The sequence below is a fragment of the Bosea sp. RAC05 genome (genome assembly GCF_001713455.1).
Lineage (GTDB): Bacteria > Pseudomonadota > Alphaproteobacteria > Rhizobiales > Beijerinckiaceae > Allobosea.
Genome location: NZ_CP016464.1, coordinates 4,844,586 through 4,867,785 on the forward strand (window position 1 = coordinate 4,844,586; position 23,200 = coordinate 4,867,785).

Consider the following 23,200-nt stretch of genomic DNA (forward strand, 5'->3'; position numbering starts at 1 on the left):
GGGCGCGTGGCTCATGCATCGTTGGCGGGCTTGGCGTTGAGCGCGCGATAGGCCCGCACCACCTGCGAATCGTCACGGCCGCCATGGCCCAGCCCCGATGTCGCCAGGAACATCTGATGCGCTGCGGCCGCCAGCGGCAGCGCGGTGCGCGCCGCCCGGCCGGCATCGAGAACGATCGACAGGTCCTTGACGAAGATGTCGACGGCGCTGGTCACCGCCGGCTCGGCCTCGTGCATGCGCGGCCCGCGATCCCTGAGCATCCAGGAGGAGGCGGCCGAGCCGCCCATGATCTCGAACAGGAGCCGGCCGTCGATCCCCGCCTTCTCCGCAAGCGAAAGCGCCTCCGCTGCGACCGCGATATGGACGCCGCAGAGCAGCTGGTTGACCGTCTTGACCGTCGCCCCCTGCCCCGGCTTCTGGCCGACATGGAAGACCTTGTCGCCCAGCGCCTCGAGCATCGGCCGCGCCAGCGCCAGGGTCTCGTCGGGCGCCCCGACCATGATCGAGAGCGTCGCGGCGCGCGCGCCGACGACGCCGCCCGACACCGGGGCGTCGACGAAGCGTCGGCCGCTCTTGACGACCTCGGCCGCGATCGCCTCGACCTCGCCCGGAGGGCAGGTCGCCATCAGGATGACCACCGCGCCCGGCGCCAGCGCCGCGAGCGCCCCGGCCTCGAACAGCACGGCGCGCGCCTGCGCCGCGTTGACGACCATCAGGACCATCGCCTCGGCCCCCGCGGCCGCGGCCGCGGCGCTCTCCGCCGCATGGCCGCCGGCGGCGACCAGCACCTCGCGCGCACTGGCGCGCATATCGAAGCCGGTGACGCGGAACTGGCGCTTGACGAGGTTCTCGGCCATCGGCGCACCCATGGCGCCGAGCCCGATGAAGGCGATGGAGGTCGGCATCTTCTGGTCAGGTCCTCTGTTGACGTCCCCCCGGCGACGTCAGGCGCCGGCCGGGGATCGGGCCGCGAGACTGGACGATCGCCGCCCGCGGCGCGAGCCCCGATCCGGGCTGACCCACCGCCGCGCTAGGCATGACGGCGCAGGGGGCTCCGACAGCCCGCCTGCGCCGCAGGACCTCACTCCTTCACGGCTCCGGTCATCGCGCTCACATAGTGCTCGACGAAGAAGGCGTAGAGGATCACCAGCGGCAGCGAGCCGATCAGGGCGCCCGCCATCAGCGAGCCCCAGCGGAAGATGTCGCCATCGACGAAGTTGGAGATGATCGCCACCGGCACCGTCTTGTTGTGGTCCGAGGAGATGAAGGTCAGCGCGTAGATGAACTCGTTCCAGCACAGCGTGAAGGCGAAGATGAAGGCCGAGATCAGGCCGGGGATCGCCAGCGGCAGCACGATCTTGACCAGGATCTGCCAGCGGCTCGCCCCGTCCATCAGGGCGCATTCCTCGAGCTCGTAGGGAATGGTCTTGAAATAGCCCATCAGCAGCCAGGTGCAGAACGGGATCAGGATGGTCGGATAGGTCAGGATCAGCGCGAACGGCGTGTCGAACAGGCCGTAGGCGTGGATCACGGCCGAGAGCGGGATGAACAGGATCGACGGCGGCACGAGATAGGCCAGGAAGATCAGCCCGCCCACCGTCGCCGCGCCCTTGTAGCGGATGCGGGTGATGGCATAGGCCGACAGCACGCTGGCGAAGATCGAGAGGAAGGTCGCCGCCGTGGCGACCATCATCGTCGTCATCAGCCAGCGCGGATAGGCGCTCTCGAACAGCAGCTTGTAGATGTGCTGGAAGGTCGGCTGGCTGACCCAGAGCGGGTTGCTGTTGTCGAGGTCGAGCAGCTGCGCATCCGGTTTGATCGAGGTGATCACCATCCAGTAGAACGGGAACAGCAGCACCACGAGGATGATGGCCAGCGGCATGTAGACGACCACCAGCTTGCGCGGCAGCGTCTCCAGATAGGCCATGCCCTCGCGATGGTCGGACAGCGTGCCCGGGGCGGTGGTGGATTTCAGGGCGGCGTCAGTCATTGCTCTCTCCCTGCTGCCACTTGCGGCGCTGAAGGCCGAACCAGCTGACCATGATCGCGGCCAGGAGGAAGGGCACCATGGCGGTGGCGATCGCCGCGCCCTCGCCCAAGCGCCCGCCCAGGATGCCGCGCTGATAGGACAGCGTCGCCATCAGCTGCGTGGCGTTGACCGGACCGCCGCGGGTCATGGCCCAGATCAGCTGGAAATCGGTGAAGGTGAACAGAACCGAGAACGTCATCACCACGGCGATGATCGGCGTCAGCAGCGGATAGGTCACGAAGCGGAAGCGCTGCCAGCCCGAGGCGCCGTCGAGCGTCGCGGCCTCGTAGAGCGAGGGCGAGACGGTCTGCAGCCCGGCCAGCAGCGTGATGGCGATGAAGGGGATGCCGCGCCAGATATTGGCGAAGATCACGCTGCACTGCGCCAGGAACGGATCGCCGAGCCAGTTGATGTATTGGCCCTTGGCCAGGAAGCCGGCCTTCTGCAGCAGCCAGGTGAAGATCGAGAACTGCGTGTCGAAGATCCACCAGAACGCCACCGCCGACAGCACCGTCGGCACGATGAAGGGGATCAGCACGATGGCGCGGATGAACGCCTTGAACGGCATGTGGTTGTTCAGGAGGATGGCGAGATAGAGCCCGACCGCGAACTTCACCACCGAGGCGACCGCCGTATAGGCGAGCGTGAACGCGGTCGCGTTCAGGAAATCGCTGTCGTCGAGCAGGTACTGGTAGTTCTCCAGCCCGATGAACACGCCGCCGCGGCCGATGCGCATGTCGGTCATGCTCATCCACATGCCCAGGATCAGCGGCCAGGCCAGGAAGAACACCAGGAAGATCATGGTCGGAACCATGAACCAGAAGCCCAGCCAGTTCCGGTTGACCATCAGCCTTGTCCAGGCGGTGGTCTCCGGCGGTGCGGCGAACGAGCCTGAAGCCATCGCGAGCGCTTCCTCGATAAAAGGGGGATCGTCTCCCCGGCGGCGCGAACGGCGCCGGGAAGAAGACCCGTAGACATGGATGAAAGGCCCTCCCTCGGCGCCGGTCAGGCGCTCCGGCCGGCGTCACCGCCGGCCGGAAAGGGTTCGGTCAGCGGTAGATGCGCTGCAACTGCCGTTCGGCGAGCTGCATGGCACCCGCAGCCGTCTCGCGGCCGGTGCAGAAGCTGGCGAACATGTCGACGACGATGAAGTCCGCCATCGCCGTCGCCGCCTTCTCGTCGAGCTTGCCGCGATGACCCGCGACGAGGCTGCGCTTGGAGGCGTCGCGGAACACCTTGTTCTTCGGGTCCTTGGTCCAGACCGGGTTGTTGTCGAAGGCGTTCAGCGTATGCGTGAGGTAGCCGGCGGCCGCCTCCAGCCACGGATTGAACTGCTCGGCTTCCAGCATGTAGGCCATGAACGCTTTGCAGGCGTTCGGGAACTTCGTGTAGGTCATCGCCATCATCGGGAAGCAGAGCTGGATCTCGGTCGGCTTGCCCGCCGGGCCGATCGGCCAGTAGGCATGGTCCATATCCGCCGCGATTTCCTTCTGCTTCGGGTCGTTCGAAGCGTTCGCCGCGGCATAGATCGAGATGCCGTTGGCGGTCAGTCCGAGTTCGCCCGACAGGAACAGACGGTTGTTGGAGGCGTCGTTCCAGGCCGCCGTGCCCTGGATGAAGGTGTCGTACAGCGCCTTGGAATAGTTCAGCGCCGCTTCCGTCTCGGGCGAGCGGATGATCACCTTGCTGTTCTCGTCGACCTGCGCGGCGTTGTGGGACCACAGCAGCCAGTAGGCGTAGGAGTTGCCGTCGCCAGAGGCGCGGCCGAGCGGGAAGCCGGCCGGGGTGTTCTTGGCCTTCAGCGCCTTGCAGAGCTCCAGGAACCCGGCCGTGGTCTGCGGCACTTCATTGAAGCCGGCCGCCTTGATCTGCGAGATGCGGTAGTTGATGTAGCCGCCGTTGATCGCGGCGGGGATCGCGATCCACTTGTTGCCGAGCTTGCCATAGGCCTCGGCCACCGGAACCCAGCCGCCATACTTCTTGCCGAGATAATCGGCGACGTCGCTGACGTCGACGCAGCGGTTCGGGAACAGATGGGGCGTCGAATACAGCGACCAGAACAGGTCCGGGCCCGTGCCGGTGTTGGCGGCGACGGAGGCCTTCGGCTGCATGTCGTCGAAGGATTCCGACGTCACCGTGACGCGCACGCCCGTGGCCGCAGTGAAGGCGGCGACGATTTTGTTGAAGGCTTCGTCCTCGGCGACGACGAAGCGGCGCCAGCGCATCAGGTTGAGGGTCGCGCCCGCCTCGGGCTTGAACGGCGAGGCCTGCGCCCAGGCCTTGGCCCATTCGGTCATGCCGGAGCCGACGAGAGCGCCGGCGCCCGCCACGCCGGCGAGGCCCTTCAATGCGGAACGTCGTGTCGGTGTGGTCATCAGCGTCCTCCCATGGACTGGTTTTTCGGCCCGGGGTCTGAAGCGCCCCGCTTGCCTCGTGGTTCATCGCGCGCTCGGGGTTGCTCCCCCGATACGCGCGGATGATTCAGGTCACGGCGCCAGGCGCTTGCCCGTGCCGGCGTCGAACAGATGCGTCACATTCGTATCGGGCGTGATCCCGATGAATTCCCCCGGCTTGGCGCTGATGCGCTCGCGGAACACGCAGGTCAGGCTCTGCCCGCCGCAGCGGACGACGACCTGCGTCTCGGAGCCCATCGGCTCGACCACGACGACCTCGGCCTTGAGACCGTTCTCGTCGAGCTGGATGTGTTCGGGACGGATGCCCAGCACGGCGGCCTTGCCGTTGGAATCGGCCGGATGCGTCCCGATCGGCCAGACGACCCCGCCATCGGTCTCGAAGCCGGCGGCCGTGATCGTGCCTTTCAGCAGGTTCATCGACGGCGAGCCGATGAAGGCGGCGACGAAGAGGTTGGCCGGGCGGTCGTAGAGGTCGAGCGGCGCGCCCATCTGCTCGACGATGCCGTCATGCATCACCACGATCTTGTCGGCCATGGTCATGGCCTCGATCTGGTCGTGCGTGACATAGACCGTGGTGGTCTTCAGGCGCTGGTGCAGCTCCTTGATCTCGGTGCGCATCTGCACACGCAGCTTGGCGTCGAGATTGGAGAGCGGCTCGTCGAACAGGAACACCTGCGGGTCGCGCACGATGGCGCGGCCCATCGCGACGCGCTGGCGCTGGCCGCCCGAGAGCTGGCGCGGATAGCGGTCGAGCAGCTTCTCGAGGCCGAGGATGGCCGCCGCCTTGCCGACGCGATCGGCGATCTCCTCCTTGGGAGCCTTCCGCAGCTTCATCGAGAACGCCATGTTGTCGGCGACCGTCATGTGCGGGTAGAGCGCGTAGTTCTGGAATACCATCGCGATGTCGCGCTCTTTCGGCGGCACGTCGTTGACGACGCGCGGGCCGATCCGGATTTCGCCGCCCGAGATGTTCTCGAGCCCGGCGATCATCCGCAGCAGCGTGGACTTGCCGCAGCCGGACGGGCCGACGAGAATCACGAACTCGCCGTCCTCGATGTCGATATCGACGCCGTGAATCACCTGGGTCGAGCCGTACGCCTTGCGCACGTCGGCAATCTGCACTGAGGCCATCGGGCCTGTCTCCTCACGTCGTTTCCCAGTGGGCCCGGTGATCCGCCATGGGGGGCGGGGTCCGGGCCGCATCGTCTATCGGCCTGTTGCGACCGATCGATGAAGGTTGCCGTCGGCTAAGAACCGTCGCGTTCCGGAGAACGGCGGTCCCTTGCACCGGCCTTCATCTGCGATAAAGTCATACAATACCCACAGGCGTGTCAAGCGCCGGGGCGGCGACGGGCCGGCAACCCGTCTCAGCCGCGAGGAGGAGGCGCCAGACGATGCGGATGCGCGACTATTCGCGGCCCACGACGCTCAATCCCGACCGCCTGTTCGGCCAGGTCGCCCAGAGGCTCGCGGTCGCCATCATCACCGGAGCCGTCAAGGCCGGCGAGGTGCTGCCGGACGAGGACGATCTGAGGGGCGACATCTCGGTCTCGCGCACCGCCTATCGCGAGGCGGTCAAGGTGCTGACCGCCAAGGGCCTGGTCGAGGCGCGGCCGAAGAGCGGCACCCGCGCCGCGCCGCGTGACAGCTGGAATCTGCTCGATCCCGACGTCCTCGCCTGGCATTTCGAGGCCGACCCGAACGAGAAATTCATTCGCGATCTCTTCGAGTTGCGCCGTTTCGCCGAGCCGGCGGCGGCCCAGCTGGCGGCGCAGCGGCGCACACCCGCCGACATCGCCCGCATCGAGGCCGCCTTTCGCGGCATGGCGGACAACGAGCCCTATGACGACGTCACCATCCGGGCCGACCTCGCCTTCCACGAAGCGGTCTTCGCCGCATCCCACAACGCCACCCTGATGTGTCTGGCGAGTGCGGTGGCGGCGACGGTGCAATGGTCCCTGCTGCTCAAATCGATCCATGACCGCGACTTCTTCATCGCCTCACTGGTCGATCACGAGCGCGTCCTGGACGCCATCGTCCAGCGCGACGGAGACCTCGCGGCCGTCCGCATGAAGGCCCTGGTGATCGACAGCCTGAACACGACGCTGGCGATGCTGACCCCGCTTTCGACGACGGCCATCCAGAAAACAGCGTGATTAAGTCATATTATATATGCACCGGCGGCGCTTCCGCAGCGCCCCGCGCTATGGTGGGATGCACGCTGGCCGATCACACCGTGCCGAAGGCTTCCCAAGCGCCGGCAATGGCTGCATTTAATCGATTCACCTCGGCCTGATCAAGCGCCGCCCTCCACCCAGAAGCCTGACGGAAACGCACCCATGACACGGCCCAACGCCACCGAGATCCTGATGACGGGCCCGCTGATGGCCTATGCGGCGGACCAGCTGAAGGCCCGTTTCACCGTGCACGAACTGTGGAAGGCGGAGGACAAGGCGGCCTTCCTGCGCGAGATCTCGGGCCGGGTCCGCGGCATCGCCGGCGGCGGCCATGTCCGCATTGACGGGGCTCTGTTCGACGCCCTGCCGAAGGTCGAGATGATCGCCAATTTCGGCGTCGGCTACGACAATGTCGACGCCGCCGAGGCCGGCCGCCGCGGGCTCGTGGTCTCCAATACGCCCGACGTCCTCACCGACGAGGTCGCCGATCTCGCCATCGGCCTGCTGATCGCCACCGTCCGCCAGCTGCCGCAGGTCGACCGCTATCTGCGCGAGGGCAAGTGGCTGAAGGCGCCCTATCCGCTGACGACCTCGCTGCGCAAGCGCAAGGTCGGCATCGTCGGCTTGGGGCGCATCGGCAAGGCGGTGGCGCAGCGCATCGAGGCCTTCGGCCTGCCGATCGTCTATCACGGCCGCTCGCGCCAGGCCGACGTCGCCTATCGCTACTATCCCTCGCTGGTCGAGATGGCCCAGGACGTCGACACGCTGATCTCGGTCGCGCCCGGCGGCGCCTCGACCCACCACATCATCAACGCCGAGGTGCTGAAGGCGCTCGGTCCCGACGGCATCGTGGTCAATGTCGGCCGCGGCACGGTGGTCGACGAGCAGGCGCTGATCGAGGCCCTGCGCAGCAAGACCATCCTCTCGGCCGGGCTCGACGTCTTCGAGGACGAGCCCCGCGTTCCCGCCGAGCTGATCGCCATCGACCATGTCGTGCTCCTCCCCCATGTCGGCTCGGCCTCGGTCCACACCCGCGAGCAGATGGGCCAGCTCCTCGTCGACAACCTCTTCTCCTGGTTCGACGGCAAGGGCCCGCTGACGCCCGTCGCCGAGACGCCCTGGACGAAGGCCTGAGGGCGATGGCCGGCGCGCTGCGACGCGCGCTGGCCGCGGGCGGCCTGGCTCTCTGGAGCCTCGCCGTCGCGGCGCAGACGGCCCCGCCCCCACGCGGGGCCGACCGGGCGCCGCCGGCCGTCGCGCGGCTGCTGGGCGCCTGGACGCTCGAGCAGGTCGGCGCCTCCCGCCAATGCACGGTCACCTTCGGCGCAGAACTAGCGCCCCAGGGCCGCCAGATCCGCTTCCCCGCGACCTGCCGGCGCGCCCTGCCGATCCTCGACAGCGTCATCGCCTGGTCGTCGACGCCCGATGGCGGGATCGCGCTGAGCGATGCCGGCGGCAAGCCCGTCATCCAGTTCGGCCCCGCCAGCGGGCAGCGCCGTCAGGGTCGGGGCTCCGACGGCAAGGACTACGGGCTCGATGCCACCGGCTTCGCCCGCGCGGCGACACGGCCCCCGGTCGGCCCGGCCGAGGCCGCCGCCACCGCCGCCCAGCGCCCGACCCAGGTCGACCCCCGCCGCGCGCCGGCGGCTGCAACCCTGCCGGGGCTCTATGTCCTGATGCGGCAGCAGGGCCGCGAAGCCTGCCGCCTGCGCCTGGACGCGCCGTCTCTGGAGGGCGAGGCGGCCGGCGCCCGGCTCGAGCGTCCCTGCCCGGACACCGGCATCACCATCTTCGACCCCACGACATGGCGCTATGCCGGCGGCCGGCTGACCCTGGTCGCGCGCAAGGGCCATGGCGTCGATCTCGTCTTTGAGGAGGGCGTCTGGCGCAAGGACCCGGCGGTCGGCGCGCCATTGCTGCTGCGCCGGCTGCAGCCCTGAGGCGAAAGGCCCCGTCAGGACGGTCGCCGGATCTTCCCGCAGGGCAGTATTTCGACCGGGCACCTCCGTCCGTCTCTGGCGATCGGCGCCCTTCGTTCCTAGATGGGCTGTCGGCGCCCGACCCTTCGGCGCAGTCAGGAGGATCGCCCGATGTTCAACGCCAAGTCGCTTCTCGATGCCCTCGTCAGTGCCGGCACCCAGGCCGGCCAGCCCGGCGGGCAGGGCCAGACCGGCTCGCTCGGCCAGATCCTCGGCGGACTGGCGACGAAGGTTCAGCAGGGCGGCGGCCTCGGCGGTCTCGCGGGCATGGCCGGCCAGATCCTGACCCAGGCCTCGCAGGGCGTCGGCGACGCGGCGCGCCAGACCGGCGTCCAGCAGAAGGCCGGAGACGTCATGGGTCAGGTCACCGGCGGGCGCTCCGCACAGGACGTGCTGGCCCAGGCCAAGGCGATGTTCGACAAGAATCCCGCGATGGCGACCGCCGTGCTCGGCGGCCTCGGCGCGCTCGTCTTCGGCTCCTCGACCGGCCGCGCCGTCGTCGGCTCCGCGGCCAAGCTCGGCGGCATGGCCCTGATCGGTGGCCTCGCCTACAAGGCCTACCAGAACTACCAGTCCGGCAAGCCGATGCTCGATATCGGCAGCAGCCCCGAGCTGCTTCCCGCGCCGCGCGGCACCGGCTTCGAGGCCGAAGCCGCGACCGAGGCGACCGCGCTGCTCTTCATCCGCGCGATGATCGCCGCCGCCGCCGCCGACGGCGCCATCGATGCCGAAGAGCGCACCACCATCCTCGGCGGCCTGCGCGAGGCCGGCTTCGACCAGGAGGCGAATGAATGGCTGGAGCAGGAGATGGCCAGCCCCGCCTCGATCGAGACGCTGGTGGCCGGGGCCGAAAGCCCCGAGCTTGCCGCGCAGATCTACACCGCGGCCCGCATCGCCATCAATCCGGACACGGCCGGGGAGAAGAACTTCCTGGCGGGCCTCTCCGCCGAGCTCGGACTCGATGCCGAACTCGTGGCCAACATCGACGCGGCCGCGAGCGCCGCCAAGGTCTGAGCGGCCCCGCAGGGCCGCTTGCGAGAGCCGTCGCCGTCCCGCGGGACGGCTCTTTCGACCGGGCCCTGCCGTTATCTTGCCGGCAAGGCGCGCAATCGCGCCACGACGTCAGCGTGGCATTAATCATCGCGGCCGAATGACCGCCTGACGCGCCTCTCATCCACGGAGGTTTAGGATTTATCGGCCAGGAAGGCAGGCATCGAGCGGCGTCATGCCGCTCGATGCTCGCCCGGCCCTGTTGACGGCTCCCGGACGCAGCAACGGCGTAGGGGGAGAGAGAGACAGGCCCATGGCTTTGATGGCGATGATCAGGGCGATGCGACCGCATCACTGGCTCAAGAACGGGCTGGTGTTCGTCCCCATCCTGCTCAACCACGACGTTTTCGACCTCGACGCGCTGCGTGACGGCGCCTTGGCCTTCGTCGCCTTCAGCCTGCTGGCCTCGGCAATCTACCTGCTCAACGACATCGTCGATGTCGAGGCCGATCGCCGCCATCCGACGAAATGCAAGCGCCCGCTCGCGGCCGGCGAGATCACCGAGCGCCAGGCCTATGCGATGATCCCGCTGCTGACGGTGACCGCCTTCGCGCTCGCCTGGCTGCTGCCGCAGCCGCGGCTGTTTCTGATGGCGCTGGGCGCCTATCTCGTGCTGGCGCTGGCCTATCTCTTCGTGCTCAAGCGCAAGCTCCTGGTCGATGTGCTGGGCCTGGCGGCCCTCCACACCCTGCGCATCCTGGCCGGCAACGCTGCGGGTTCGATTCCGCTGTCGTCCTGGCTGCTGGCGTTCTCGATGTTCCTGTTCCTCAGCCTGGCGCTGGTGAAGCGCTATGCCGAGCTGCGCATCACCCAGGACCAGTCGGGCCTGAAGAAGGCCGGGCGCGGCTACCATGCCGAGGACATCGAGGCGCTCTCGCAACTCGGCATGGCCTCGGGCTGCACCTGCGCGCTGATCATGGCGCTCTATGTCGACAGCGCCGCCGTGAAGGAGCGCTACGCCCATCCCGAGCTGATCTGGCTGCTCTGCCCGATCATTCTCTACCAGATGTCGCGGATCTGGTTCCTGGCACGGCGGGGACAGATGCCGGACGATCCGCTCGTGTTCATGATCCGCGACTGGCGCAGCCAGGTGACTGGCGCGGCCGTGGTCGGGATTCTCGTCGCCGCGACTCTGCTTCCGTGACCGGACCGGCGCCCCGCATCGCATCCTGGGGCGGCCTGACGCCGCGCGCGACGACGACGCTGGCGCCGGACCTCTGGCTGGCCGCGCCGGCGCCCGAGGCTGGCCCCGTGCTCGCCTATGGCAATGGCCGCTCCTATGGCGATTCCTGCCTGAACGACGGCGGGCGCCTGATCCTGGCACGCCGCCTCGACCGCGTTCTGGCCTTCGACCGCGAGAGCGGCCTCGTCACCTGCGAGGCCGGCGTCCTGCTCGACGATCTGCTGAACCTCGTGGTGCCCGCCGGCTGGTTCCCGCCCGTGACGCCCGGCACCTGCTACGTCACCATTGGCGGCGCGCTCGCCAATGACGTCCACGGCAAGAACCATCACCGCGCCGGCACCTTCGGCCGCCATGTCCGCGCCTTCGAGCTCGTCCGCTCCGACGGGCGCCGCCTGACCTGCGCGCCCGACATGAATGGCGCGCTCTTCGCCGCCACCATCGGCGGCATGGGCCTCACCGGCCTCGTCACGCAGGTGACGCTGCAGCTGATGCCCGTCGCCTCCGCCGAGATGCTGCAGGAAGTCATCCATTTCGGCGGGCTCGACGACTTCTTCGCGCTCGCCGCCGGCTCGGACGCCAGCCATGACTACACCGTCGCCTGGATCGACGCGCTGGCCGGTGGCGCCGGCTTCGGCCGCGGCGTCTTCTTCCGGGCTAATCATGCCCCGGCCAGCGACGAGCCTCCGGCGCAGCCCGGCCGCATTCTGCCCTTCCCGCTGAAGCCGCCCGTCCCGCTGATCAACCGGCTGACGCTGCAGGCCTTCAATGCGCTCTACCGCGCCGCCCAGCCGCGCTCGCCCGAGCCGCGCCGCATCGCCTACCGCCCGTTCTTCTACCCGCTCGATCGCGTCTCCGACTGGAACCGCGCCTATGGTCCGGGGGGCTTGCGCCAGTTCCAGTGCGCGATTCCGACGGCTCACGCCCGGCAGGCCGTGGAGGAGATGCTGCGCCGGACGCTCGCCGCCGGCGAAGCCTCCTTCCTGACCGTGCTGAAGCTCTTCGGCGACGTGCCCTCGCCGGGAATGATGTCCTTCCCCGTCGCGGGGGCGACGCTGACGCTCGACTTCCCGAACCGCGGTGCGCGCACCGAGCGCCTGCTGGCGGAGCTGGACGCGGTGACGCTTGCCGCCAGGGGCCGCGTCAACCCCTACAAGGATGCCCGCATGTCGCCGGCGACCTTCGAGGCTTCCTTCCCGCACTGGCGCGACTTCGCGGCCCATCTCGATCCGGGCTTCTCGTCGAGCTTCTGGCGCCGCGTCACCGCCGGCTGAGGGCCGTCCCCCGGCCTGTCCGAAAAAAACCGACACACGCTTGAACCTCCCGGCCGCGGGCCGCGACCAAGGGTCATGGAGGGCGAATGGTTCGCTCCCGAAGCCTCAGGGAGACCCTGACGATGACCCGCTTCAAGACGATCGCCGCCGGCACCCTCGCCGCTCTGACCCTCGCCACCACCCTCGTCGCCACCTCCGCCGAAGCCCGCCCACGCTACTGGGGCCATGGCCGCGGCGCCGCCGTCGGAGCCGGCATCGTCGGGGCGCTCGCCGCCGGCGCCCTCGTCGCCGCCGCCACCCGCCCGTCCTATGCCCACGGCTATTACGGCTACGCCCCGGTTCGCCAGTGCGACATGGTCGAGCGCATCAACCGCTATGGCGAGGTCGTCGGCTACCGCCGGGTCTGCGGCTACTACTGAGCGGCTCTCCGGGGCCAGGAACCCCGGCAGGACCCGCTGACAATCGCCTCCCCCGTTCGAGACCTCCCGATACGACTTGGGCTCCCCGGTTTCCCGGAGAGCCCTTTTTCGTTGGCTCCGTGGCGAGTTGCCGGCGCGTCAGGCGACGCGGGCGAGCTCCGCCTTGGCGTCGTTGATCGCCTGCTCGCGCGCCTCGGGGCCGTAGCCCAGCTTCTCGGCGCGCACGAAGGTGACGTCGCTGATGCCGATGAAGCCCAGCATCGTGCGCAGATGCGGCTCCTGCGAATCCAGCGCCTGGGTCGGGCCGGAGCTGTAGATCCCGCCGCGGCTCTCGACGACGATGGCGCGCTTGCCCTCGAGCAGCCCGACCGGGCCCTTCTCGCCATATTTGAAGGTCACGCCGGCCCGCAGCACATGGTCGAACCAGGACTTCAGCGTCGAAGGGATGCCGAAATTATACATCGGCGCGCCGATGATCAGGGTGTCGGCCGCCTTCAGCTCGGCGACGAGCGAATCCGACAGGGCCTTCGCCGTGCGCTGCGCGTCGTTGGCGGGCTCGGCGCCACGGATCGCGGCGGTGGAATCGGTGGTCAGATGCGGCACGGGGTTGGCGCCGAGATCGCGCTCCACCACGACCAGCGCGGGATCGGCTGTGCGCAGGCGGGCGACCGTCTCGTCGATGAGCTGCTTCGAGACCGAAGCCGCACCGGCGGCGCTGCTGTTGATGACGAGAAGATGGGACATGGTGCTTGATCCTGAAACCGGGAACGGGTTCGATGCGATGGATGTAGCGGCGCAGGTCCAGCAACGGTATGCGCGGGAGAAGCACCAAACTGTTGCACCCACGGGAACAGCGTCATGTCCGAGCTGGACGACATCCGCAGCTTCGTCGCCGTGGTCGAGAGCGGCGGCTTCGGGCGGGCCGGGCATCGGCTCGGCCTGTCCAAGTCGATCATCAGCCGCCGCGTCGCGCGGCTGGAGGCCGAACTCGGCACGCGCCTGCTCAGCCGGACCACGCGCGGCATCGCCGCCACCGAGGCCGGCCTCGAATTCAAGGCGCGCGGCGAGCGCATCCTCGCGGATCTGGCCGAGGCCCGCGACGCCGTCGCCCAACAGGCGGGCGGGGTCGTCGGGCGGCTGCGCCTGTCGATGCCGCTCACCTTCGGCAACCGGCATGTCGCGCCGGTCCTCGGCGAACTCGCGACGCGCCATCCCGGCCTCGAGCTCGATGTCGAGGCCAGCGACCGCTATGTCGACCTGATCGGGGAGCGCTTCGACGCCGCCATCCGCATCGGCACACTGAAGGATTCGAGCCTGATCGCCCGCAGGATCGCGCCGATCCATGGCGTTATCCTCGCCAGCCCGGCCTATCTCGCGGCGCGGGGGCGGCCCGCGACCCCGGTCGATCTCGCCGGCCATGACTGCCTGCTCTACACCGGCACCAGCAATCCCGACTGGACCTTCCGGGTCGGACGGCGCCGCGTCTCGGTTCGCCCGGCCGGTCGCCTGCGCTCCGACAGCGGCGAGACGCTGCTGGACTGGGCCAAGGCGGGACTCGGCATCGTGCAGTTGCCGACCTTCATCGCCAGCGACGCCATTCGCGACGGCGCGCTCGAGCCGCTGCTCTGGGAGTTCCCGCTGCAGGAACACGCCCTCTTCGTCGTGAGGCCGCCGGGAGCCTATGTGCCGGGCAAGGTCCGCGTGCTGATCGACCTGCTGGTCGAGCGTTTCGGCGGCGCGCCCTATTGGGACCCCTGCCAGGCGGCGGCGCGCGAGCGCGGCGTCACGCTCGGGTTCAAGCCCGGCTTCGATACCGAAGCGGAGGACGCGCAGGAGGATCATCAGCCGGCGTGATCGGGCTCATCACCCGATTTCGCGTGGCTTCAGGCATCCGTCCCAGCACTGTGGCAACCTCATCCGATGGAGACCGCCGATGCTGCTCGTGGGAATGCTCGATAGCCCCTATGTCCGCCGGGCTGCGGTCACAGGGACCTTGCTGGGGCTGGAATTCGAGCACCGCTCCGTCTCGGTCTTCCGGCACATGGACGAATTCCGGGCGATCAACCCGCTGATCAAGGCGCCGAGCCTCGTGACCGACGACGGCACGGTGATCAGCGAATCGCTGCTGATCATCCAGCATTTCGAGGATCTCTCCGGCCGCTCGCTGCGTCCGGTCGAGGCGAGCGTCCGGATGCGGGACCTGTCGCTGACCGGCATCGGCATCGTCGCGGCCGACAAGGCGGTCGCCATCGAATACGAACGCAAAAGGCCAGAGGGCCAGCGCCATGCGCCCTGGCAGGAGCGCATCGTGGCGCAGTTGCACACCGCGCTGGACCTGCTTGACGCCGCCGCGGGACGAGGCGAGCTGACCGCAGGCCCCGACCTGCTGCCGAGCGACATCGCCGCCGCGATCGCCTGGGGCTTCTGCCGCTTCGTCACGCCCGAATTCGCGCCCGTCGAGCGCTGGCCGGCGCTCGACGCGCAGGCCAGCGCCTGTGAGGCACTCGACGTCTTCAAGCAGTGGCCGATCGACCGGGAATAGCGGTCGCAGACGCCGATATCGGCGGTTTCGCGTTCACCATGCCGAAAATTGCTGCACTGCAACAGCCCGCGCCTCTTGCAATCGGGCGGCGCGGGCGCATCTTCCGGAGCGAGTTAGGGAAGAATCGCCTCCTGGTCGGTCCCGCGCCTTCAGCGCTGACAACAGGAGATGACAATTGGCTCGTTCCAGAAAGGCCGGCACGACGACCGGCCATGGCGAAGTCCGCCGGCTCTGGCCCGCGGAACGCGACCTCTTCAAGGCCCATCTGTTGAGGCTCGACGAGGTGACCCGCCGCGAACGCTTCGGCACCGCGGTGAATGACGACTTTCTCGAGAACTACGCGGTCACCACCTTCGGTGTCGGCGGGCTCGTCTATGCCTATATCGAGGACGGCGCGGTGCGCGGCGCCGCCGAGCTGCGCGGGCTCGAGGACATCATGGCCCAGACCGGCGAGGCCGCCTTCAGCGTCGAGCGCGACTGGCGTCGGCGCGGAATCGGCGGCGTTCTCTTCGGCCGGCTGATCACCGCCGCGCGCAACCGCGGCATCCGCACGCTCTACATGACCTGCCTGCCCGGGAACGCGGCGATGCGCCGTCTCGCCCGCAAGTTCGAGGCCGATCTCGCCGGCGGCTATGCCGATGTCGAGGGCGTGATCGCCACCGGCCGGCCGACGCCCTTCACCATCCTCGACGAGGCGCTCGACACCGCCCGCGGCTTCGCCGCGATGGCGCTGTCGCTGCAGCGGCGCCTCTGGCGGCCGGCCCTGTTCGGCCGCTCGCCCGGCGCCTGACCGCTCAGCGGCTGAGCGAGAGCGCGGCGCCCGACTTGGTGACGGCGCCGTCCATCGCGCCGCCGCCGCTGGTGCGCAGCCGCGCCACCACCGTGCCGCCCTGCTGGTAGAGATAGACCTCGCCGTCGCGGTAGTCCCAGGCCGTGACCTTCTGCAGGTCCCGGTTGGAGCAGCCGGCGGCGCTGGCGCGGTAGAGGTCGAGCGCCGGCGCGCTCGAGAGCTGCACCCGGCAGGACCCGCCGGTCGCCTCGCGGGCGGTCCAGTTGCCGATCACGCCATCGCGCGAGGTCACGGCCGGTCGGGCGGCATTGCTGCCGGCGCCGAGCGTCGCGATCTGCCCGCCACCGCCGCGCAGCGTCGGCACGTCGCTGGGCTGCGGCGCGGCCGGGGCCGGCGTCTGCTGCGGCATGCCCGGAGCGGCGGGGTTGTAATAGGGGTCCTGTGGTGGCGGCAGCGCGCCGGGCTGTCCGGCCGGAGGCGCGGACGCGACCGGATAACCGCCGGGCGGCGGCAGCGGCTCGGAGACGACCGGCGCGGAGCTGATCGCCGGGGCCGGCGGCAGGCTGGGCTGGCCATAGGCCTGCGGCGCGGGGCCGACGAAGCGCTGCGAGCCGGCGCAGGCGGTCAGGGCCAGCAGCGGCAGCAGGCCGGCGGCCTTCAGGGTCATGGCCATGGTCGCGGTCTTCTTGGTCATGAGGCGTCGGTTCCGATCGATCGGGCAATGCGGGCAGGCGAACGCGTCGCAGGAAACGGTTGAATCCTAGACCATTCCCGTGAACGTGACATGAGCATGATCGTGCCGGGCGTCCATAGCCCAGCCGATCTGGTTTGCGAACCCGCCGCGCGCGCTCCGGTTCCCGTTCGTCAACCGATCGGATCCCGCGGCCACAGGAGAGACCGGATGACGTCACCAACCTCCCCGGCGCCGGGCGCGGCGCTCCAGCCCCTGCTGCCGGCCGCGATCGCGCCGCCCTTCGCGCGCTACAGCCATGGCATCGCCGTGCCGGCCGGCCATCGGCTCGTCGCCTGCTCGGGCCAACTGGGCATGGCCCGGGACGGCTCGATCCCCGAGGACGTCCGGGCACAGGCCGATCTCTGCTTTTCCAATATCGCCGCGATCCTGGCCGAGGCCGGCATGACACTCGCCGACATCGTGCGCCTCAACGCCTATGTCACCGACCGCGCCCACATGAAGGGCTACATGGAGTCGCGCGACGCCCATGTCGGCACGCCCCCGCCGGCCTCGACGCTGATGATCGTCTCGGGCTTCACCCTGCCGGCCTTCAAGGTCGAGATCGAGGTCCTGGCGGCAGCGGTCTAGCCGCCTCCAGGCCCTCAGCCCTTGCGGACCATCAGCACGGCCGCGAGGATCGCGATGCCGCCGAAGGCCTGCGCCGGGGAAGGCTGTTCGCCGAAGATCGCCCAGGCGGCGAGCACCGACACCAGCGCCGGCCACACCATGACCAGCGAGGCCGCGCTGGCGCCGTACTGGCCGAGCGACAGCGTGATCAGACCCTGGCCCAGCGCATGGGAGACGAGGCCGAGCGCGATCACCGCGAGCCAGCCCTGCAGGCTCGACGGCAGAATCGCCTCGCCCAGCGCCAGTGCGGCGACGAGGCAGAAGACCGCGCAGATCGCGCTGGAGATCAGGCTGATGCGACCGGCCTCGGCCCTGTCCCGGGCGCGGCGGACGGCCATGATGTAGGCGGCGTAGGACAGGGCGGCGCCGACCGCCAGGCTGTCCCCGAACAGACTGCCGGGCATGGCGACCGCCGAGCCAGCCAGTTTCGGCAGGACCAGCATCAGCGCGCCGCCGATCGCCAGCGCCAGCGCGCCGAGGATGCGCCGGCTCGGCCGCTCGGCGAACAGAAGCCAGCCGCCCAGTACCACAGCGACCGGCGAGAGATTGCCGAGCAGCGAGGCGTTGGCGATCGTCGTGAAGCCGAGCGCGGCGTTGTAGAGGACGACGTCGACGCCGAAGGCGAGACCGGCGAGCACGATCGGCAGCAGCGCAGCGGAGGTCGCGGCGGGCCGGTCGGGGCGGCGCCGCTCCAGCCCCATCCACAGCGCCAGCACCGGCAGGGCGAAGATCATCCGCCAGAATCCGGCTGCGGCGGGCCCGACATCGGCGAAGCGCACGAACACGCCCGAGAAGCCGATGCAGGTCGCCCCCGTGAGCAGCGCGACGAACATGGCGAGCGCAGGCGCGGTCGGGGAAGGCATGACGGTCGCCGGGGTGGACATGGGTGGGCTTTCGGGAATTTGCACCCGAACCTCCGCGTCATCCCGGACAAGCGGCGAAGCCGCGCAGATCCGGGATCCATCGGAGGGCGCTGCTCCCTACGATGGATCCCGGAGTTCCGCTTCGCTCCATCCGGGATGACGCGAGGTTCGAGCGGTTCGATGAATGACGGCTTACCCCGTTCCCATCCATCGAAAAAACGGATTATTCTGATTTAACCATTCTTAAAACCGATCGACGGAGGCGGCGCCATGTCCACGCATTTCGATCTGGCGGCGCTCGACATGCTGGTGGCGGTGGTCGAGAGCGGCGGCTTCACCGCAGCCGGCGCGCGGCTCGGGCGCACGCAGTCGGCGATCTCGGTCCGCATCCAGGATCTCGAGAACCAGCTCGGCCACCGGCTCCTCGAACGCTCGCGCCGCGGCGTGGTCCCGACGCCGGCCGGCGAGCGTCTGCTCGCCCATGCCAGGCGCCTGCTGGCGATCCAGCGCGAGGCGCTCGACGATCTCGGCGGCTCCAGCGCCTCGGGGCGGCTGCGGATCGGCATTCCCGACGACTATGTCGACGCCTTCCTGCGCCCGCTGATCGCGCGCTTCGCCGCCGAGCATCCCAAGGTCGAGCTGGAACTCCATTGCGACCTGTCGAAGCGGATCGAACCCGCCGTCGCGGCCGGCGAGTTCGACGTCGCGGTGGTAACGCAGGACCCGCGTCGCCCTGTCGGCGAGGTCGTCAGGCGCGAGCCGGTTGTCTGGATCGCGGCCCGCGGGCACCGGCCGGAACTGCAGGAGCCCTTGCCGCTGGCGCTGTTCTCGGAGGGCTGCCGGGTCAGGCCGCGCCTGCTGGCGGCCCTGGCGGAGGCCGGGACCGACCATCGCCTCGTCTTTTCCTGTTCGCATACCTCGGGCATGCTGTCGGCGGTCGAGGCGGGGTTCTGCGTGACCGCCGTCACCGAGAGCGCCGTGCCGGCCACCGCGCGGCGGCTCGGCCCGGCGGAGGGGCTGCCGGCGCTCTTCGAGCTCTCGGTCGGGCTGATCATGGGCCCGCAGCCGGGGCTGGCGGCGCGCCGCTTCGCCGATGCGCTGCGCGAGGAAATGGCGGCGCCGCGGCTGGCCGCGTGAGGCTGTCGCCCGCGCCGCATTGCCCTTTCCCCCCGCGAACACTACTGAGAGCCCATGAAATTCCTCGACCAGGCCAAGATCTATGTGAAGGCGGGAGACGGCGGCGCCGGCTGCGTCTCCTTCCGTCGCGAAAAATTCATCGAGTTCGGCGGGCCCAACGGGGGTGACGGCGGGCGCGGCGGCGACATCGTGATCGAATGCGTGCAGGGCCTCAACACCCTGATCGACTTCCGCTTCCAGCAGCATTTCAAGGCGAAGATCGGCGGCCACGGCATGGGCGCCGACCGCCATGGCGCCAATGGCGAGACCAAGGTGCTCAAGGTCCCGCCGGGCACCCAGGTCTTCGACGAGGACGGCGAGACGCTGATCGCCGACCTGACCGAGCCGGGCCAGCGCTTCGTCCTGTGCAAGGGCGGCAATGGCGGCTTCGGCAACGCCTATTTCAAGACCTCGACCAACCAGGCGCCGCGCCATGCCAATCCCGGCCTGATCGGCGAGGAACGCTGGGTCTGGCTGCGGCTGAAGCTGATCGCCGATGCCGGGCTGATCGGCCTGCCCAATGCCGGCAAGTCGACCTTCCTGGCGACCGTGACCGCCGCCAAGCCCAAGATCGCCGACTATCCCTTCACCACCCTGCATCCGGGGCTCGGCGTCGTGCGGGTCGACGGGCGCGAGATGGTGCTGGCCGACATCCCCGGCCTGATCGAGGGCGCCCATGAGGGCCATGGCCTCGGCGACCGCTTCCTCGGCCATGTCGAGCGCTGCCGCGTGCTGCTCCACCTCGTCGAGGGCACCAGCGAGCACGCCGGCAAGGCCTACAAGACCGTGCGCAACGAGCTCAGCCTCTATGGCGAGGGGCTCGACGAGAAGCCGGAGATCGTGGCGCTGTCGAAGGCCGACGCGCTCTCGCCGGAATTGCTGAAGGAGCAGGTGGCGCGGCTGAAGCGCGCCGCCAAGCGCATGCCGATCGTGCTGTCATCCGCCTCGGGCGAGGGCGTCGAGGCCGCCTTGCGCGCGCTCTTCGTCCATGTCGAGGAGGCGCGCCGCGAAGAGGACAGGCAGAACGCCCCCGTCGAGGACACCGGCTGGCATCCCTGAGGACACCGGCCCTTGGACTCAGCGGGTGGCGCGGCGCGTCTCGCGCACGACGGTCGGCGCGGTGATGGCTCCGGCCGCCCCGCCCACGACGGCACCGACCGGGCCCGCGACGAGGGCGCCCGTCCCGGCTCCCGCGGCCGCGCCGCCGATGCGCTGTTCGGTGGTGTTGCCGCAGGCGGCGAGCAGGACGGTCGCGGCTGCGACGAAGCCCAGGGTCGAAATCTTCATGGTGTTGGTTCCCCAGCGTGGCGATGGGGCTGGAACGTGCCGCACGGCCCTTGGGTTCCACCCCTGCGCCGGACGGGCCTGCGCCGTCGCCGCCGCTGTGCGCTTTTCCTCAAGCCGACGCAGCCTGCGGCCTTGCGATCTCCGCAGAAATCCGTATACAGCCGGCATCGCATCAGTCGTACCATTCGCGTGGTCGATGAGGGCCCGGTTCGGCCCACGTCGCTGATCTCGTTTTGACAGGTTCCGTTTTGACCGGTTCGCCCCTTCAAAAGAGCGGATCGATGGAGTTGAGATTATGAAGATCCGCAATTCGCTGAAGTCGCTGCGCGCCCGTCACCGCGACAACCAGCTCGTGCGCCGCAAGGGCCGCGTCTACATCATCAACAAGGTCCAGAAGCGCTTCAAGGCGCGCCAGGGCTGATGCTGCGGCGGGCTTGCGCCCGCCCGGTTGCCCGGTGGACGACGACCAGGCGGGGCGCCCCCGGGCGCACCCGCCTTTTTGCGTTTGCGGTCGCCGCTCCGTGAATTGACCTGCGCCCGTCCCCCGCTAGACTGGAGCGATGATGACCGTGCGCAAGCTGACGGCAGCCGCCGTCTTGGCCGCTCTGGCGGCAGCCCCCTCGATCGCCGCCGCCCAGGCGCAGCCCCTGCCGCCCCAGCGCCCGGGCGCAGTCGCACCGGCGGACAAGGACGACAATCCCGCTGCGGCGACGGCCCCCTCGCGCGGGCCGGCCGCGACGCTCGAGCGGCTCTTCGAGCGGCTCGCCGCGGCCCAGTCGCCGGAAGAAGCCAAGGGCATCGCCAATCTGATCCAGCGCCGCTGGGCCCGTTCCGGCTCGGCCACGGCCGATCTGCTGATGACGCGCGCCCAGACCGCGATGAAGGAGAAGCGCCTCGAACTCGCGATCGAGCTGCTCGACCGCGTGATCAGCCTCGATCCCGATTGGGCGGAGGGCTGGAACCAGCGTGCCAATGCGCTGTTCCTCGCCGGCGATTCGATCCGTTCGATGCTCGATATCGGCGAGACGCTGAAACGCGAGCCGCGCCATTACGGCGCGATGATGGGACTGGGCACGATCCTGCGGCAGCAGGGCGACGACAAGCGCGCCATGGTCGCCTATCGCCGGGCGCTGGAGATCTACCCGCAGCTCGAGGCGGTCAAGAACGCCGTCGATTCGCTCAAGATCGAGGTCGACGGCCGCGACGCCTGAACCGGCCGCAAATCCGGACCCGGCCTCGCCGCGTATCCGCATCATGCTGACCCGCTCACTCGTCATTCTCGCCGCCCTCGCCGTCGCGGGGCTTTGGCTCTGGTCGGAATGGCTGGGCGCCCAGGTCGCCCGGCGCCATCCGCCCGCGGGCAGTTTCGTCTCCTTCGACCAGGGCCGGCTCCACTACCGCGAGCGCCGCGCGGAGGGCGAGGCGAGGGGCACCGTCGTCCTGATCCACGGCGCCTCCTCCAGCCATGCCGACATGCTGGCGACGCTCGGCCCCGAGCTCCCCCGCTATCGCATCATCGCCTTCGACCGCCCGGGCCATGGCTGGAGCGACCGTCTCGAGGGCGATGCGATGGCCGATCCGGCGCGCCAGGCCGCGGCGCTGATGCGGGGCATCGATGCCGTCGTCCCCGAGCGCTTCGTCCTCGTCGCCCACTCGCTCGGCGGCGCCTCGGCGACCCGGATCGCGCTGGAGCGTCCCGACCGCCTGCATGGGCTGGTCCTGCTCGGTGCCGTCACCCATCCCTGGCCGGGCGGCATTTCCTGGTATCACCATCCCACGACCTGGCCCCTGGTCGGCCCGCTCTTCACCCGGCTCGTCGGCGTCCCGGCCGCGAGCACCCTGCTGGACTCCGGTGCCGAGAGTGTCTTCGCGCCGCGGCCGGTGACGCCGGGCTACCTCGCCGCCGCGCAGATCGAGCTGCTGCTGCGGCCCGAGACCTTCCGCGCCAACTCGCAGGACATCGCCGCGACGCTGGATTTCGTCACGGCCCAGGCGCCGCTCTACCGCGGCATGAAGGTGCCCGTCATCGCCATCACCGGCGACAGCGACACCATCGTCTCCCCGGTCATCCACTCGGCGACGATCGCCCGGCAGGCGCCGCAGGGCCGCTTCGTCCTGCTGCCCGGCGTCGGCCACATGCCGCATCACGCCGCGCCCGAAATCGTCGCCGCCGCGGTCGATGAACTGGCGGGTCGCCGCTCAAATCTGGCGAGCCTTGCGGGCGCTGCCGCCCGGCGCGACTAAAGGTATAAGACTTTTGTCGCGCTTTCCGAGGGTCGGGGATTCCGCCACCTTACCCTGCGCTTTAGTTCAAACTTGACGTAACGACGCCAGCCCTTCGCCCATCATGGCGCGGGGCCAGAGACGTATTGACACGTCACAAACGGGGGAACGTCCATGCCACCAGATGACAAGGTCAAGGCCCATTGGGCCGAGACCCAGCGCCTGACCTACATCATGCTCGGGATCTGGGCCTTTTTCGCATTCTTCATCCACATGTTCTCGCCCGTGCTCAACGGCGTGAAGATCGCCGGCTTCCCGATGGGCTTCTACATGGCCGCCCAAGGCTCCCTGATCGTATTCGTTGCCCAGCTTTTCTGGTTCGCCAAGGCCCAGGACAAGGTGGACCGCAAGTACGGCATGGCCGAAGACGATTGAGG

The 23,200-nt window shown here is 69.3% G+C and carries 26 protein-coding genes; 17 read left to right on the forward strand and 9 right to left on the reverse strand.

What is annotated here, in order from left to right; genetic code table 11:
- Positions 1-11: 11 nt before the first annotated feature.
- The 5 genes from BSY19_RS26445 to BSY19_RS26465 all read right to left on the reverse strand — a co-directional run bounded on the left by BSY19_RS26445 (position 12) and on the right by BSY19_RS26465 (position 5,574).
- A complete protein-coding gene (locus tag BSY19_RS26445; protein ID WP_069056769.1) occupies positions 12-905 on the reverse strand; it encodes an NAD(P)-dependent oxidoreductase in 894 nt (297 codons plus the stop codon).
- 176 nt (positions 906-1,081) lie between these two features.
- A complete protein-coding gene (locus BSY19_RS26450; RefSeq protein ID WP_069056770.1) occupies positions 1,082-1,990 on the reverse strand; it encodes a carbohydrate ABC transporter permease in 909 nt (302 codons plus the stop codon).
- Entirely contained in the window at positions 1,983-2,930 is a 948-nt protein-coding gene (locus BSY19_RS26455) for a carbohydrate ABC transporter permease (protein ID WP_069056771.1), read from the reverse strand. The genes BSY19_RS26450 and BSY19_RS26455 overlap by 8 nt, the downstream gene beginning before the upstream one ends.
- A 148-nt stretch (positions 2,931-3,078) precedes the next feature.
- Entirely contained in the window at positions 3,079-4,404 is a 1,326-nt protein-coding gene (locus BSY19_RS26460; RefSeq protein WP_069056772.1) for an ABC transporter substrate-binding protein, read from the reverse strand.
- Positions 4,405-4,515: 111 nt separating this feature from the next.
- Positions 4,516-5,574, reverse strand: coding sequence for an ABC transporter ATP-binding protein (locus tag BSY19_RS26465; protein ID WP_069056773.1), 1,059 nt, complete (start codon positions 5,572-5,574; stop codon positions 4,516-4,518).
- Positions 5,575-5,837: 263 nt separating this feature from the next.
- Here BSY19_RS26465 and BSY19_RS26470 point away from each other — a divergent pair, with 263 nt between their 5' ends.
- The 7 genes from BSY19_RS26470 to BSY19_RS26500 all read left to right on the forward strand — a co-directional run bounded on the left by BSY19_RS26470 (position 5,838) and on the right by BSY19_RS26500 (position 12,522).
- Complete coding sequence (locus BSY19_RS26470; protein ID WP_069056774.1) at positions 5,838-6,599, forward strand: FadR/GntR family transcriptional regulator; 762 nt, start codon at positions 5,838-5,840, stop codon at positions 6,597-6,599.
- 183 nt (positions 6,600-6,782) lie between these two features.
- Positions 6,783-7,754, forward strand: a complete 972-nt coding sequence (locus BSY19_RS26475; RefSeq protein WP_069056775.1) for a 2-hydroxyacid dehydrogenase — start codon at positions 6,783-6,785, stop codon at positions 7,752-7,754.
- A 5-nt stretch (positions 7,755-7,759) separates the two neighbouring features.
- Positions 7,760-8,560 carry an AprI/Inh family metalloprotease inhibitor gene (locus tag BSY19_RS26480; protein ID WP_069056776.1) on the forward strand — a complete coding sequence of 267 codons (801 nt, stop codon included), beginning with the start codon at positions 7,760-7,762 and terminating at the stop codon, positions 8,558-8,560.
- Positions 8,561-8,710: 150 nt separating this feature from the next.
- Positions 8,711-9,613 carry a tellurite resistance TerB family protein gene (locus BSY19_RS26485; RefSeq protein ID WP_171905213.1) on the forward strand — a complete coding sequence of 301 codons (903 nt, stop codon included), beginning with the start codon at positions 8,711-8,713 and terminating at the stop codon, positions 9,611-9,613.
- A gap of 289 nt (positions 9,614-9,902) precedes the next feature.
- Positions 9,903-10,793, forward strand: coding sequence for a UbiA family prenyltransferase (locus BSY19_RS26490; RefSeq protein WP_069056777.1), 891 nt, complete (start codon positions 9,903-9,905; stop codon positions 10,791-10,793).
- The gene (locus BSY19_RS26495; protein WP_210184403.1) at positions 10,790-12,103 is read left to right on the forward strand and encodes an FAD-binding oxidoreductase; all 1,314 of its coding nucleotides are present in this window, start codon (positions 10,790-10,792) and stop codon (positions 12,101-12,103) included. The genes BSY19_RS26490 and BSY19_RS26495 overlap by 4 nt, the downstream gene beginning before the upstream one ends.
- 122 nt (positions 12,104-12,225) lie before the next feature.
- Positions 12,226-12,522 carry a hypothetical protein gene (locus BSY19_RS26500; protein ID WP_069056778.1) on the forward strand — a complete coding sequence of 99 codons (297 nt, stop codon included), beginning with the start codon at positions 12,226-12,228 and terminating at the stop codon, positions 12,520-12,522.
- Positions 12,523-12,660: 138 nt separating this feature from the next.
- Here the strand turns inward: BSY19_RS26500 and BSY19_RS26505 are convergent, their stop codons facing one another.
- Positions 12,661-13,266, reverse strand: coding sequence for an FMN-dependent NADH-azoreductase (locus tag BSY19_RS26505; protein WP_069056779.1), 606 nt, complete (start codon positions 13,264-13,266; stop codon positions 12,661-12,663).
- A gap of 114 nt (positions 13,267-13,380) precedes the next feature.
- Between BSY19_RS26505 and BSY19_RS26510 the strand changes: the two genes are divergently transcribed.
- The 3 genes from BSY19_RS26510 to BSY19_RS26520 all read left to right on the forward strand — a co-directional run bounded on the left by BSY19_RS26510 (position 13,381) and on the right by BSY19_RS26520 (position 15,854).
- Entirely contained in the window at positions 13,381-14,376 is a 996-nt protein-coding gene (locus tag BSY19_RS26510; protein ID WP_069056780.1) for a LysR family transcriptional regulator, read from the forward strand.
- A gap of 79 nt (positions 14,377-14,455) precedes the next feature.
- Positions 14,456-15,064: a glutathione S-transferase family protein gene (locus BSY19_RS26515; RefSeq protein ID WP_069056781.1), complete on the forward strand. Its 609-nt coding sequence runs from the start codon at positions 14,456-14,458 to the stop codon at positions 15,062-15,064.
- A 175-nt stretch (positions 15,065-15,239) separates the two neighbouring features.
- Positions 15,240-15,854: a GNAT family N-acetyltransferase gene (locus BSY19_RS26520; protein WP_069056782.1), complete on the forward strand. Its 615-nt coding sequence runs from the start codon at positions 15,240-15,242 to the stop codon at positions 15,852-15,854.
- Positions 15,855-15,858: 4 nt separating this feature from the next.
- On the opposite strand, the gene BSY19_RS26525 is transcribed toward BSY19_RS26520, so the two are convergent.
- Positions 15,859-16,548, reverse strand: a complete 690-nt coding sequence (locus BSY19_RS26525) for an AprI/Inh family metalloprotease inhibitor (RefSeq protein ID WP_442856684.1) — start codon at positions 16,546-16,548, stop codon at positions 15,859-15,861.
- Between the two features lie 207 nt (positions 16,549-16,755).
- Here BSY19_RS26525 and BSY19_RS26530 point away from each other — a divergent pair, with 207 nt between their 5' ends.
- Entirely contained in the window at positions 16,756-17,175 is a 420-nt protein-coding gene (locus tag BSY19_RS26530; RefSeq protein ID WP_069056783.1) for a RidA family protein, read from the forward strand.
- 14 nt (positions 17,176-17,189) lie between these two features.
- On the opposite strand, the gene BSY19_RS26535 is transcribed toward BSY19_RS26530, so the two are convergent.
- Positions 17,190-18,077 carry a DMT family transporter gene (locus BSY19_RS26535; RefSeq protein WP_069057418.1) on the reverse strand — a complete coding sequence of 296 codons (888 nt, stop codon included), beginning with the start codon at positions 18,075-18,077 and terminating at the stop codon, positions 17,190-17,192.
- Between the two features lie 270 nt (positions 18,078-18,347).
- On the opposite strand from BSY19_RS26535, the gene BSY19_RS26540 reads away from it, so the two are divergent.
- Positions 18,348-19,214: a LysR family transcriptional regulator gene (locus BSY19_RS26540; protein WP_069056784.1), complete on the forward strand. Its 867-nt coding sequence runs from the start codon at positions 18,348-18,350 to the stop codon at positions 19,212-19,214.
- Between the two features lie 54 nt (positions 19,215-19,268).
- On the forward strand, positions 19,269-20,312 hold the full coding sequence (obgE, locus tag BSY19_RS26545; protein ID WP_069056785.1) for a GTPase ObgE: 1,044 nt from the start codon (positions 19,269-19,271) through the stop codon (positions 20,310-20,312).
- Positions 20,313-20,330: 18 nt separating this feature from the next.
- Here obgE and BSY19_RS26550 read toward each other — a convergent pair whose 3' ends face one another.
- The gene (locus BSY19_RS26550) at positions 20,331-20,540 is read right to left on the reverse strand and encodes a hypothetical protein (protein WP_069056786.1); all 210 of its coding nucleotides are present in this window, start codon (positions 20,538-20,540) and stop codon (positions 20,331-20,333) included.
- 295 nt (positions 20,541-20,835) lie between these two features.
- On the opposite strand from BSY19_RS26550, the gene ykgO reads away from it, so the two are divergent.
- From ykgO to BSY19_RS26570, 4 genes are all read left to right on the forward strand, one after another.
- Positions 20,836-20,961 (forward strand): type B 50S ribosomal protein L36, encoded by a 126-nt coding sequence (ykgO, locus tag BSY19_RS26555; RefSeq protein WP_038363015.1) that lies wholly within the window; start codon positions 20,836-20,838, stop codon positions 20,959-20,961.
- A gap of 142 nt (positions 20,962-21,103) precedes the next feature.
- Positions 21,104-21,751, forward strand: coding sequence for a tetratricopeptide repeat protein (locus BSY19_RS26560; protein ID WP_171905214.1), 648 nt, complete (start codon positions 21,104-21,106; stop codon positions 21,749-21,751).
- 43 nt (positions 21,752-21,794) lie between these two features.
- Positions 21,795-22,784, forward strand: a complete 990-nt coding sequence (locus BSY19_RS26565; protein ID WP_069056788.1) for an alpha/beta fold hydrolase — start codon at positions 21,795-21,797, stop codon at positions 22,782-22,784.
- Between the two features lie 153 nt (positions 22,785-22,937).
- Complete coding sequence (locus BSY19_RS26570; protein WP_069056789.1) at positions 22,938-23,198, forward strand: DUF4212 domain-containing protein; 261 nt, start codon at positions 22,938-22,940, stop codon at positions 23,196-23,198.
- Positions 23,199-23,200: the final 2 nt, after the last annotated feature.